At 54.9% G+C, this 11,884-nt stretch carries 12 protein-coding genes; 7 read left to right on the plus strand and 5 right to left on the minus strand.

Annotated elements, in window-relative coordinates; translation table 11 throughout:
• The first annotated feature begins 11 nt into the window (after positions 1-11).
• Complete coding sequence (gene cyaB, locus HCX89_RS19065; protein WP_025011377.1) at positions 12-560, plus strand: class IV adenylate cyclase; 549 nt, start codon at positions 12-14, stop codon at positions 558-560.
• Positions 561-576: 16 nt separating this feature from the next.
• Here cyaB and HCX89_RS19070 read toward each other — a convergent pair whose 3' ends face one another.
• The 5 genes from HCX89_RS19070 to HCX89_RS19090 all read right to left on the minus strand — a co-directional run bounded on the left by HCX89_RS19070 (position 577) and on the right by HCX89_RS19090 (position 4,810).
• Positions 577-1,530 (minus strand): D-2-hydroxyacid dehydrogenase, encoded by a 954-nt coding sequence (locus HCX89_RS19070; protein WP_167717059.1) that lies wholly within the window; start codon positions 1,528-1,530, stop codon positions 577-579.
• Positions 1,531-1,552: 22 nt separating this feature from the next.
• Positions 1,553-2,167 (minus strand): outer membrane protein, encoded by a 615-nt coding sequence (locus HCX89_RS19075; RefSeq protein ID WP_101059407.1) that lies wholly within the window; start codon positions 2,165-2,167, stop codon positions 1,553-1,555.
• A 58-nt stretch (positions 2,168-2,225) separates the two neighbouring features.
• Positions 2,226-2,999: a co-chaperone DjlA gene (gene djlA, locus HCX89_RS19080; protein ID WP_028781624.1), complete on the minus strand. Its 774-nt coding sequence runs from the start codon at positions 2,997-2,999 to the stop codon at positions 2,226-2,228.
• A gap of 84 nt (positions 3,000-3,083) precedes the next feature.
• Complete coding sequence (gene murU, locus HCX89_RS19085) at positions 3,084-3,767, minus strand: N-acetylmuramate alpha-1-phosphate uridylyltransferase MurU (RefSeq protein WP_167717061.1); 684 nt, start codon at positions 3,765-3,767, stop codon at positions 3,084-3,086.
• The gene (locus HCX89_RS19090; protein ID WP_144380086.1) at positions 3,764-4,810 is read right to left on the minus strand and encodes an aminoglycoside phosphotransferase family protein; all 1,047 of its coding nucleotides are present in this window, start codon (positions 4,808-4,810) and stop codon (positions 3,764-3,766) included. The genes murU and HCX89_RS19090 overlap by 4 nt, the downstream gene beginning before the upstream one ends.
• 159 nt (positions 4,811-4,969) lie before the next feature.
• On the opposite strand from HCX89_RS19090, the gene lptD reads away from it, so the two are divergent.
• From lptD to HCX89_RS19120, 6 genes are all read left to right on the plus strand, one after another.
• Positions 4,970-7,282 carry an LPS assembly protein LptD gene (lptD, locus tag HCX89_RS19095; protein ID WP_025011373.1) on the plus strand — a complete coding sequence of 771 codons (2,313 nt, stop codon included), beginning with the start codon at positions 4,970-4,972 and terminating at the stop codon, positions 7,280-7,282.
• A 114-nt stretch (positions 7,283-7,396) separates the two neighbouring features.
• Positions 7,397-8,701 (plus strand): peptidylprolyl isomerase SurA, encoded by a 1,305-nt coding sequence (gene surA, locus HCX89_RS19100; RefSeq protein ID WP_167717062.1) that lies wholly within the window; start codon positions 7,397-7,399, stop codon positions 8,699-8,701.
• A gap of 5 nt (positions 8,702-8,706) precedes the next feature.
• Positions 8,707-9,693, plus strand: a complete 987-nt coding sequence (pdxA, locus tag HCX89_RS19105) for a 4-hydroxythreonine-4-phosphate dehydrogenase PdxA (protein WP_025889251.1) — start codon at positions 8,707-8,709, stop codon at positions 9,691-9,693.
• 15 nt (positions 9,694-9,708) lie between these two features.
• Complete coding sequence (gene rsmA, locus HCX89_RS19110; protein ID WP_071237044.1) at positions 9,709-10,515, plus strand: 16S rRNA (adenine(1518)-N(6)/adenine(1519)-N(6))-dimethyltransferase RsmA; 807 nt, start codon at positions 9,709-9,711, stop codon at positions 10,513-10,515.
• Between the two features lie 59 nt (positions 10,516-10,574).
• Positions 10,575-10,955, plus strand: coding sequence for a Co2+/Mg2+ efflux protein ApaG (apaG, locus tag HCX89_RS19115; RefSeq protein ID WP_025011370.1), 381 nt, complete (start codon positions 10,575-10,577; stop codon positions 10,953-10,955).
• Between the two features lie 13 nt (positions 10,956-10,968).
• Positions 10,969-11,790 carry a symmetrical bis(5'-nucleosyl)-tetraphosphatase gene (locus HCX89_RS19120; RefSeq protein ID WP_167717064.1) on the plus strand — a complete coding sequence of 274 codons (822 nt, stop codon included), beginning with the start codon at positions 10,969-10,971 and terminating at the stop codon, positions 11,788-11,790.
• Positions 11,791-11,884: the final 94 nt, after the last annotated feature.

Consider the following 11,884-nt stretch of genomic DNA (forward strand, 5'->3'; position numbering starts at 1 on the left):
AAGAGACCGCCATGAGCCAGCATTTTCAGGGTAAGTATGAAGTGGAACTCAAGTTCCGTCTGAATGAGTCTTGCAGCAAACAACAACTGCTTGAGCGCATCAATGCCATGGAGCATGAGTGCATGTTTGCCGATAATCAGGAGGACGACTGCTACTTCGATACCCCGGATGGTCAACTGGCCGCGGCGGACAAGTCACTGTGCATCCGGGAGATGCAGCCATCCAACAATCTGCTGTGGATCCTCAAGGGCCCGGGAGCAGATTGCTGTGAAGCGGTCAATATCTCGGATGCTGCCAGGGCCCGCAGCATGCTCAGCGCCATGGGCTATGTGCCGGTGCAGCGGCTGCAAAAACGCCGCAGCATCTACTTTATCGGCAAGTGGCATATGACGCTGGACAGCCTGGCGGGGCTCGGCGATTTTGCCGAGCTGGCGATCATGACCGACGATAGCGATAAGCTGGAGCAGCTTCGCAGCGAGCTTTGGCAACTGGCGGCCCGGTTCGGGCTGACCCAAGCCATGTTGGAGTCCCGCTCCTATCGGCAACTGTGCAACAGTTAAACTCGGTTAATAGCGTCTAAACCTGGTTAACAGAGTCTCCGCCAATAAAGGCGCGCAGATTGTCCACGGCAATATCCAACAGCTTCTGCCTGGCCTCTAGCGTCGCCCAGGCATTGTGCGGACTTATGCTGACTCCTTTGGCATTGAGCAAGGGGTTATCCGGCTTGGGAGGCTCACTGGAGAGCACGTCCACTCCGGCCCGCAACTTGCCCTGATTGAGTGCTGTGGCAAGCGCAGTTTCATCCACCAGCCCGCCACGGGCGGTATTGATCAAAATCACCCCGGGCTTTAACAGCTGCAGCGAGTCTTGATTGATCATCTTCTCGGTCGCCGCTGTCAGCGGGCAGTGCAGCGAGATCACATCGGCTTCACGATACAGCTGCTCCAGTGGCGCCCAGCTGATGCCTTCGGCCAGGTCATGGCGCTCAGTTCGGGTATGCAGCAGCACCCGCATCCCCAGCGCCCTGGCAATATTCGCCACTCGCGAGCCTATATCACCATAACCGACAATTCCCATCACCTTGCCCGAGAGTGACATCAGCGGTGACAGAGTAAAACAGAAGTCGGTGCACTGGCTCCAGGCCCCCGCCACCACCGCCTGGTGGTGCTGCGCCACTTGTTGGGTGTGATACAAGAGATGGGCAAAGACCATCTGCGCCACCGCATCCGGACCATAGCCAGGCACATTGGTGACTGTGATGCCAAGGTCGCCGGCGGCCTGTAAGTCAACCACATTGGTGCCCGTGGCAAGAATGCCTACGTACTTGAGCCCAGGCAGCGCCGCCAGTTGCTGCGCCCCGAGCACTGTCTTGTTGGTGAGCAAAACATCGGCGCCTTGGGCGCGCTGCAGCACAAGCTCCGCCGGGGTTCTGTCATAGACGCTAAGCTCCCCAAGTGCCTTGAGTGGCGACCAATCGAGATCACCAGGATTGAGACAAAAGCCATCCAGAACCACTATTTTTAAGCTCATACTCACCTCTTTGTTACCCCACTCAGAAACGGTATCTTAACCCCAGATTGGCCTGCCCCTGCCACAGGGTATCGCCCTTGATATGCCATAAGCACTGATTGGCATCGCAAAACAGGCTGCTGTCGCTGTTTATCAGGGTCGCATAGCCGCGCACATCGGCAAACAGGGATAGCTGCTCCAGCAGTTGATAATCCAACCCCAGCCCTAGCCCCATGGAAAAACGGGTTTCGTTGCTGCCATGCTCGGGACGCAATTGCGTCAAACCGGCACTGGCGGTGACATAGGGCCGCAGCTTGTCTTTGGGAAAATAGAGGGTGCCCCCCAGATGCAGATAATCGACGCTGAGGTCCATCAGCTTGTCAGTGCCCGGGAAACCGCTGCCACTGAGCTCTGTGCCCTGATGGGAGTAAAGCAGATACATGTCACCCGGCTCTGACGTCGTCAGCCCCAACATAAAGCCAAAATGACCGGCCTCGGTAATATCCGCACTACTGTTGTTATTAACCGTGCTTTCGCTGGACCTATAGTCCAGATCATTGCCGCCAAAGCTGTAGCCGCCAAACGGCGCAACAAACACTTCGGCCGTAGCCTGGCCACTCAGGGCCAATAACAAGGGAATTGAATAAGCAAGTTTCATGGCGCTCTCCTTGGGTGAACCCTCTTTAACAGCATGAGCCAACACCCAAGGGCGAGGCTCAGCGCATTCCTCTACTGCTCTTGACCCTGTCGTAAGCCGCCTGAATATCCTGAGCCTTACGCTTGGCCAACTCCATCATCTCTTCCGGTAAGCCCTTGGCTACCAACTTATCCGGATGGTGTTCATTCATCAATTTGCGATAGGCGCGTTTGATGTCCTGATCGCTGGCGGATTCTGACAGCCCCAAGACTTCATAGGCATCGGCAACCGATGGTCTATGATCGCCGGGAGCTTGTTGAAAACGCAGCTCCGCTTGCCAACGCTTGAGCAGTTCATCGAGCTGAAAGCTGCTGAATCCCAGCTCTCTGGCAATCACCTGCAGTATTGCATATTCCTTGTCCTGCAGCTCACCGTCAGACAGGGCAGTCTGGATTTGAATTTCCAGAAACATCTGCTGCACTTCCCGGCGACCAAAGGTGATGCGTCGAAAGCGGCGCAGGCTGGCTTCCAGTTCAAAGTCCGGCTCCTTGCCCTCGCGAAACGCCTGCTGGGCGTCTTTTCGTGCCGTGCCGCTGAGGCGCAGCATATCCATCAGACTGGTGGCCATGCGGATATCGTTTTCGGTCACCCTCCCCGAGGCCTTGGCGATATGCCCCATAACGGCAAAAGTGGTGTTGAAAAACTGTGCCTGCCGACTGCCCCCCGGAAGCCCCTGAGAGGCCGCCATCCGCTTGTCATATAGATGCCCAAGCCAGATCCCCAGCAAGGCGCCGAAGAAACGCCCGAACATAAAGCCAATGACACCGCCGAAAAATTTACCCCAAATACGCATCTGTTATCCCATAGTGCGCCCGTGCTTGGCCGGGCCAATACTCAATCTTGAACTGTCTTGTCTTATCCGGTTGCGGGCTCGTGGTTAAACAGTCCCTTTCGCCTGCCTAAGCTCCAGCTGTTGCAACCTGTCCAGTGTGCCGACATCACACCAGTAACCCGTGAAATGACTGCCACTGATAAGCCCCTGCGCCATCTTTTGCCGCAGCAGCGGCGCCAAGGCAAAATGTGTCTCTGCTACCCCATCGAATAGCTCGGGGCGATATATTCCCACCCCGGAGAAAGTGTACCTGGGCGCGCCCTTGTCACTGACCCGCGAATAGCCGAATGTTTGCGGCAGCAAGGCGAAGTCTCCCTCGGGATGCTGCGCCGGGTTATCCACCAGAAACAGGTGCGCCAGCGTATCTGCAGCCAAATTGGGCAGCTCAGGCATGGCATCGATAAACACATCGCCGTTAATCACTAAAAAAGGCGCGTTGCCAAGTAGCGGCAGAGCCTTTTTGATCCCGCCGCCGGTTTCCAGCGCCTCAATCTCACGGCTGTAATGAATCGTCACGCCAAAACGGCTGCCGTCTCCCAGGCGTTCAATCAGTTTGTCTGCCTGCCAGGCGCAGTTGATCACCAACTCAGTCACGCCCATGGCGGCCAAACGTTCAATGTGATACTCAATCAAGGGCTTACCGGCCACTGTCACCAGAGGTTTAGGCAGCTTGTCGGTCAAGGGGCGCAGACGCTCCCCTCTGCCGGCTGCCAGAATCATCGCCTTCATTTGTGCTCCTGTGCCTCTGCTTGTGGTCGGGACTGTGATTGTGACTCTTGTTGAGTCAGCGGCAATAACCTCTGCCTGACCCAGGAGGAAAGCGCCTGCAACTGAGGATAACGCTCGCAGATATCGGCCACATAGCCGAGTGTAAGCGGTATATCCTTGAGATAACCTGACTTGCCATCTCTGTGGTGCAAACGGGCAAAGATACCCGCCGCCTTCAGGTGTCGCTGCACTCCCATGAGATCGAACCAGCGACTGAAGGTGGCAAAATCAACATCTTTGCCAACCAACCCCAGCTCGCGACACTGTTCAAAGAAGGCTTTGAGCAGCGGCTCGACTATCGCATCCGGCCAACGTATATAGCAATCTCTCAGCAGCGAGACTGCATCATAGGTCACAGGCCCCAACACGGCATCCTGAAAATCTATTACCCAAAGCTTACCGTTTTTAAGCATCAGATTACGGCTGTGAAAGTCCCTGTGCATGCCGACCTGGGGTTGCACAAGCGCGCTGGCCGTCAAAATAGCAAAGCTTTCAGCCAACATAGTATGCTCAGCATCTGTCAGGGAGACTTGCCAGTGTTTATCCAGCAGCCACTCGCTGAAAATCGCCAGCTCGCGTTCGACAAAGGCCGCATCATAGTCCGGCAAGGGACCAAGCTCACTTTCCCGCACCGCCGCAATATCCGGCAAAATCGCCAGCGCCTTGAGATACCAGTCACTCACATTGGTTTCGTTCAACTCGGGCAACAACAAGTTATCGCCAAGGTCCTGCTGCAGAATAAAGCCCTCTTCCTCATTGAACTCAAGCACCTTGGGCACTCGAATGCCCGCTTGGTGATACGCCCGCGCCAAAGCAATAAAGGGCTTGTTATCCAATAAGTTGGGAGGAGAGTCCGTGACTATGTAATCACAACCATCGACATTGAGACGAAAATAACGCCGAAAGCTGGCATCACCGGAAATCAGCTTGGCTTGCAAGGGCTTACCGAAAAGTTGCTGCAACCAGCACGACATGGAAAGAAATCTGGGATCAGACAAGGTCATCTCATGGCTCTTGACGAAAAATTGCTTTATTATACCGAGGTAAAAAACAGGAAACAGCCAATAAATACAGAGTTTTTTATGGCTGCGTTGCCCGAGGCAGGATGCAACTTTTCCCTCCGAAACTTGTCCAGACAAAGAAATCTAAATAATTGACCTAAGATGCAGATCCGATATTTTCTGGCATTGAGCCTTTTACCTCCCCTGACGCTGGCTGAAACCCTTCCTCAGGAGGGCGGCAACAACGCTCAATGTGTTATCTTGCCTCCGGTTCCCTATCATCAGGATGGGGAAAGCAGCGGCCCTTTGGCCGATCAAAAAATACAGATCCATTCTGACGCCTCTTCGGCGCAATTGGGACGCGAGGCGACCTTCGAAGGCAATGTGACCTTTTCTCAGGCCGGGCGCAAAATTTCCGCCGAAAGAGCCACAGTCAACCAGCAGGAGCAGCAGCTAACCGCTCAGGGCAACCTGGTGTTTCAAGACCCGCTGTTTACCGTGACCGCCGACTCGCTGATGGCGCAGATGCGTTCCAACAACGCCACCCTGGAAGGCGCTCAGTACTGGCTCCACGGCCAGCAAGTTCACGGTGACGCCCAGAAACTGGAAATTACCCAGAACAACAACCTGGTATTGAACAACACCAACTTCACCACTTGCCCACCGGATAATGTCTCCTGGCTGCTGGAAGCCGAGAAGATCAAAATCGACAGCAAGGAAGAGTGGGGGGAGATCTGGGATGCCAAACTCAGAATAGGTGGCGTGCCGGTATTCTATATTCCCTATATGACAGTGCCGGTTTCGGAGAAACGCAAGACAGGTTTCCTGTTCCCCAGCTTCAGTTCCAGCACCACCAACGGGATCGAAATCGCCACCCCGTTTTATTGGAACATAGCGCCTGAGTACGATCTGACCTTTACCCCGCACTATATGTCGTCGCGGGGCTTGTTTACCAAGACAGAATTCCGCTATCTGCTGGGCGATCCCGGCGACCGGCAAACGCCTACCGGCCAGTTCAACCTCGAATATCTGGGCAGCGATAACATGCTCGATGGCAGCCCCAACCGCTATATGTATCACTGGGAGCACAGCGATGCCCTGGATGAAAACTGGCGGGTGCTGGCCAACTATACCGATGTCTCGGACAATAACTACTTCAACGATCTCAAGTCTGATGTCAATCGCGCCACGGACAACCAGTTATCCCGGGTTGGCGAAATCGCCTACTTCACCGACAACTGGGACTTCAGCGCCAGAGTGCAGGACATCAAGGTACTGGGCAAGGAAGAGCGTCCTTATCAGGTGATGCCACAGCTGAACTTCAACTACCGTACCCCTGGGGTGTGGGAAGGCCTGGATTTCAGCTTCGCCTCCGAGATAACCAACTTCCGTCATAAAGAAGATATATACACCACCGCCAGCCGGGTACATATGGAGCCCAGTATCCGTCTGCCAATCCATGGCCCGGCGGGGTCACTGACCAGTGAGGTCAAGCTGATGCAGACCAACTACTGGCAGCACAATATCCAGCAGCCCGAGTTGGATGACAGTGTCAGCCGTACCTTACCTCAGGTGAGGGTTCACGGTCAGATAAACTTCGAGCGTTATACCGAATACTTCAACCAGAACTACCGCCAGACGCTGGAGCCCCAGTTCCAATACCTGTATGTTGGCTATGAAGATCAGTCCAATATCGGTCTCTACGACACAGGTGAACTGCAGCAGGACTATTTTGGCCTGTTCCGCGACCGCCGCTTCTCGGGCCTGGACCGTATCGCCGATGCCAACCAATTGACTCTGGGTTTGACCACCCGACTGTTTGATGAGCGTAACCTGGAACAGCTGAAATTCAGCCTGGGCCAGATCATCTACTTCGACGACAGTAAAGTCAGCCTCTATGAGAATGAACTCACCGAGCAGCCGTCCACTTCGGTACTGGCCGCCGAGCTGGATGCCAGAATCTACAAAGACTGGTTTGTCAGCGGTGCTATTCAATACGACACCCGTTACAGCTCCAACAAGAAGAGTGAAGCAACCCTGGACTACCGCCCCGGCCCCAACAAGCTGCTACAGTTCAGCTATCGTTACGTGCCGGATCTGCTCAACAGCAACACCAATGACAGAGTGGATATCTCCCAGGCCGGTGTCCGTACCACCTGGCCAATTACCGACAGCCTCTATTTTGTCGGCAACTGGTATTACGATCTCAAAGAAGAACGTTCGGTGGAAACCTATACCGGCTTCCAGTACGAGTCATGCTGCTGGGCAGTGCGTCTGAGCTATCACTACCGCATCAAGACCAACTACGAGGACGACCTCAAGAATGCAGTGCTCAACGAGCGTGAGATGTTCGAAACCGGCGTCTACCTCAACTTTGTGATCAAGGGCCTCGGCGGCTCAGGTCCATTGGGGGTCAGTGACATGCTAGATGAAGGTCTGTTCAACTACCGCAAACCACTTTATCTGAGGAATTAATCAAGATTTGTGGTAGATTGCTGAACCTCGGACGGGACAGAGAGTCCAATCTGGACAACCCAGGCCGCTGCCATCGGCGGCCAACGAAACGAAAATGTGGCAAGGATTTTGTGGATGAAACCCTGTAAGAAACTGATTTTTGGATTTTTTGCTCTAGTCATGAGCCAGGCTGCCCTAGCAGCACCACAGCTGCTGGATCGCGTTGCAGTGCAGATCAACGACGGCATAGTGCTGGAAAGCGAAGTCCAGAACATGGTCGACACTGTTAAGGCCAACGCCAAGGCCGCCGGCCAGAGTCTGCCTTCGGATCAGGCGCTGCGCACCCAGGTTATTGAGCGTTTGATCCTGACCCGTCTGCAACTGCAGATGGCAGACCGTATCGGCCTGCATATCGGGGATCTGCAGCTGGACCAAACCATAGAAAACATTGCCAAGCAACAGAACATGACTGTCGCCCAGATGCGCGCCGAAATTGAAGCCGATGGCAGCAGCTTCAGCCAATACCGCGAGCAACTGCGTGAAGAAGTAACCATAGGTGAGATCCAGCGTATTCAAGTTCAGCGCCGAATTCAGGTTTCACCCCAGGAAATCAATAACCTGGTGAAGCTGATCAAGGAACAGGGCCTGAAAGACGTGGAATACCAGGTTGGCCACATTCTGATTGAAGTGCCTTCCAACCCTACTTCAGAGCAACTGGAAGGAGCCAGCAAGCGTGCCAATGCCGTGCTGGAGCGCCTGAAATCCGGTGCCGACTTCCGTGAAACCGCCATTGCTTCTTCCGCCGGTCCCAAGGCACTGGAAGGCGGTATCTGGGATTACATGAACATCAATGAGATGCCTACCCTGTTTGCCGAAGTCATCACAGATGCCAAGAAAGGCGACATCATAGGCCCTATCAAGAGTGGTGCCGGTTTCCATATCATCAAGATCATGGACGCCCGCGGCCTGCAGACCAAAGAAGTCGAGGAAGTCAGAGCCCGCCATATCCTGCTCAAGCCGTCACCGATTCTGTCTGAAGACAGAGCCAAGGCGATGCTGCAGCAGTTCCTCAAACAGATCCGCAGCGGCGAAGCCAAGTTTGAAGATCTGGCGCGCCAGTACTCGGAAGATCCCGGTAGTGCCACCAAAGGCGGTGAGCTGGGTTGGGCCGATCCCGGCATTTATGTGCCCGAGTTCGCCCAGACACTCAACAGCCTGAAGCAGGGTGAAATCAGTGAGCCGTTCCGCTCAACTCATGGCTGGCACATCACTCAGCTGGAAGAGAAACGCAAAACAGATGCCACAGATCAGTTCAACACCAACCGTGCGCATCAGTTGATCTTCCGCCGCAAATTCAACGAAGAGTTACAAAACTGGCTGGACGAAATGCGGGCCGACGCATACATTGAACTCTTCGACCCAGAAACTGACAGAGGTTAAGTCGCTTGGACATTAAACGTATTGCCATTACCCCCGGAGAGCCTGCCGGCATAGGCCCGGATCTGGTAGTACAGCTGGCGCAGCGCGACTGGCCGGCCGAGCTGGTCGTGTGCGCGGATCCTGCCTTGTTGCAGGCGCGCGCCAAGATGCTGGGGCTCAGTCTCCAGCTTAAGCCTTATCAGCCAAGCCAAGCGGCCAAGCCACAGCAAGCCGGTAGTTTGACCATAGTGCCCTTCCCCATGGCCTGTGAGCCTCGCTGCGGCGTGCTCAATGAGCAAAACAGCGCCTATGTGGTCGACACCCTGCGTTATGCGGGTGAGAAGAACATGAACGGCGAGTTTGATGCCGTGGTGACAGGTCCGGTACACAAGGGCATTATCAATCAGGCCGGGATCCCCTTCTCCGGCCATACCGAGTTCTTTGCCCATCAGGCCGGTTGTCAGGATGTGGTGATGATGCTCGCCTGCCCCGGTCTGCAGGTAGCCCTGGTGACCACTCACATTCCACTGGCTTACGTTTCCAAGGCGATCACCCGTGAACGCCTGCATCAGATCATCAGGATACTGCACCAGGATCTGGTGAATAAGTTTGCCCTGGACAACCCCAAGATTTATGTCTGTGGCCTCAACCCCCATGCCGGTGAAGATGGCCATCTGGGACGGGAAGAGCTGGATGTGATCATCCCGGCGCTGAACGAGCTCAGAGAGCAGGAGCAGATGCGTATCATAGGCCCTCTGCCTGCCGATACCCTGTTCCAACCCAAGTATCTGCAAGACGCCGATGTGGTGCTGGCCATGTACCACGACCAGGGCCTGCCTGTGCTCAAGTCACAGGGCTTTGGCAAGTCGGTAAACATCACTCTGGGCCTGCCCTATATCCGCACTTCGGTGGATCACGGCACGGCGCTGGAACTCGCAGGCACAGGCAAGGCCGATATCGGTAGCTTCGTCTGTGCACTCAACAAGGCCATAGAACTGGCCGGCAAAAACTGATCCAACTGAGTATCAATGAGCAATAAAGTACACTTAGGCCATACCGCCAGAAAACGTTTCGGACAAAACTTCCTGACCGATGACAATGTGATCAACCGTATTGTGGCGGCCATCGCCCCGGATAACGAGCATGTCATGGTCGAAATCGGCCCGGGTCTGGCGGCCCTGACCGAACCTGTGGCCAGTGCCATAGACAAGCTGACCGTGGTCGAGCTGGACAGAGATCTGGTAGAACGCCTGAAGCAGCATCCTGTGCTGAAAGATAAGCTGGAAATTCATCAGGGTGATGCCCTGCAGTTTGACTTCAACAAACTCATGGTAGAGGGCAAGAAGCTCAAGGTCTTTGGTAACCTGCCATACAATATCTCCACACCACTGATGTTCCATCTGTTCGAATATGCCGAGCAGATCACCAACATGCACTTTATGTTGCAAAAAGAGGTGGTGCTGCGGCTTTCAGCCAGCCCGGGCAGCAAGGCCTATGGCCGCCTCACTGTCATGGCCCAATACTATTGCCAGGTAGTGCCGGTACTGGAAGTGCCTCCGGGCAGCTTCACGCCGCCACCTAAGGTCGATTCCGCCGTGGTGCGTCTGGTACCTTATGAAACCAAACCCTGGCCGGCCAAAGACGTTGCCATGCTCGGCAAGGTAACCAGCACCGCCTTCAACATGCGCCGCAAGACCCTTAGAAATAACCTCAAGGGGCTGCTTGATGATGCCGATTATGAGACCCTGGGAATCGATCCTGGCCTCAGACCCGAGCAGATTAGTGTCGAGCAGTATGTTGCCATCGCCAACTTGCTGAGCGACCGTCAGGCGTAACATCCGGACGCCGGGCGGCGTCCTTCCTTTCCATCAGAGATTTTGGCCAGGAACTTAAGATGAATCCCCAGAAAAGCCGTATCAGAGTCGAGGTACAGACCCAGTACATAGAACACCAGTCTGCGCCGGATGAAGACAAGTATCTTTTCAGTTACACCATCACCATTATCAATCTGGGTGATGAGGCGGCGACCCTCAAGAGTCGCCACTGGGTGATCACAGATGGCAATGGCCAACAGAGCGAGGTTCAGGGCGCCGGTGTAGTCGGTGAAACCCCGAGGATCAAGCCCAATACTGCCTACCAATACAGCAGCGGTACAGTGCTGGAAACGCCGCTGGGCTTTATGGAAGGCCGTTACCTGATGGAAACCGATGCGGGCGAGAGTTTCTACGCCCAGATCCCTCCTTTCCGCCTGGCCGTACCCGGCCAGGTACACTGATGGGCAGATAACAGTGGCTCACTATTTTGTCGGCGATATTCAGGGCTGTTTCAACGAGTTGCAACGCCTGCTGGAGAAAGTCGATTTCAATCCCTCCAAGGACGAACTTTGGGCGGTCGGCGATCTGGTCGCCCGCGGTCCGGATTCTCTCTCGACCTTGAGATTCTTCCGCGATCTCGGCGATTCGGCCAAGTCGGTACTGGGTAACCATGATCTGCACTTGCTGGCGGTCAAGGCCGGGCTCAAACGCGCCAAACCCAGCGACAAGCTGCAACCACTGTTGGAAGCATCTGATATCGACAGCCTCATCGACTGGGTTAGAACCCAACCTCTGATGCGCGAACTGCCCGAGCACAAACTCATTATGACCCATGCGGGCGTGCCGCCCCAGTGGGATATCCAAACCTTACGCCAGGAAGCAGGCGCCGTCAGCCAGGCATTGCAAAGAGCCGACTATTTAGACAGTCTCATCGCCAGGATGTACACAGAAGAGCCGGAAGATTGGTCCGGTGAGCTCAGCGGCCTGCCCAGACTCAGGTACTGTATCAACGCCCTGACTCGGATGCGTTACCTCTATCTCGACGGCACGCTGGATTTCAGCTGCAAGGTGCCGCCGGCCAAATGTGAAGACCCCAATCTCAAACCCTGGTTTTTATTCCCATCCAACACCGCTGACTACACCCGGGTCTTTGGCCATTGGGCCGCCCTGATGGGCAAGGTCGAAGGCGAAAGACTGCAGGCGCTGGACACCGGCTGTTGCTGGGGAGAATACCTGACACTCTGGCACCTGGAATCAGATCAAAAAATTACCCAACCCAGGTTAAAAAAAGGTTAAACTTAGCGGATGTCGGCCGATAACCATCTGGTAACGTGCCCATGAAAACTAAAAGATTTTTCCCAAGAGAAAAACCATAACCTTTTCCGGAGTA

It is taken from the genome of Shewanella sp. Iso12 (genome assembly GCF_012030025.1).
In the GTDB taxonomy this organism is placed as follows: Bacteria; Pseudomonadota; Gammaproteobacteria; order Enterobacterales; family Shewanellaceae; genus Shewanella; species Shewanella algae.

What these genes read in the sequence shown, in the direction of transcription:
- HCX89_RS19090 (WP_144380086.1), bottom strand. Translation starts at nt 4,810, where the DNA reads ATGACCTTGTCTGATCCCAGATTTCTTTCCATGTCGTGCTGGTTGCAG.
- apaG (WP_025011370.1), top strand. Translation starts at nt 10,575, where the DNA reads ATGAATCCCCAGAAAAGCCGTATCAGAGTCGAGGTACAGACCCAGTAC.
- cyaB (WP_025011377.1), top strand. Translation starts at nt 12, where the DNA reads ATGAGCCAGCATTTTCAGGGTAAGTATGAAGTGGAACTCAAGTTCCGT.
- HCX89_RS19075 (WP_101059407.1), bottom strand. Translation starts at nt 2,167, where the DNA reads ATGAAACTTGCTTATTCAATTCCCTTGTTATTGGCCCTGAGTGGCCAG.
- djlA (WP_028781624.1), bottom strand. Translation starts at nt 2,999, where the DNA reads ATGCGTATTTGGGGTAAATTTTTCGGCGGTGTCATTGGCTTTATGTTC.
- murU (WP_167717061.1), bottom strand. Translation starts at nt 3,767, where the DNA reads ATGAAGGCGATGATTCTGGCAGCCGGCAGAGGGGAGCGTCTGCGCCCC.
- surA (WP_167717062.1), top strand. Translation starts at nt 7,397, where the DNA reads ATGAAACCCTGTAAGAAACTGATTTTTGGATTTTTTGCTCTAGTCATG.
- rsmA (WP_071237044.1), top strand. Translation starts at nt 9,709, where the DNA reads ATGAGCAATAAAGTACACTTAGGCCATACCGCCAGAAAACGTTTCGGA.
- lptD (WP_025011373.1), top strand. Translation starts at nt 4,970, where the DNA reads ATGCAGATCCGATATTTTCTGGCATTGAGCCTTTTACCTCCCCTGACG.
- HCX89_RS19070 (WP_167717059.1), bottom strand. Translation starts at nt 1,530, where the DNA reads ATGAGCTTAAAAATAGTGGTTCTGGATGGCTTTTGTCTCAATCCTGGT.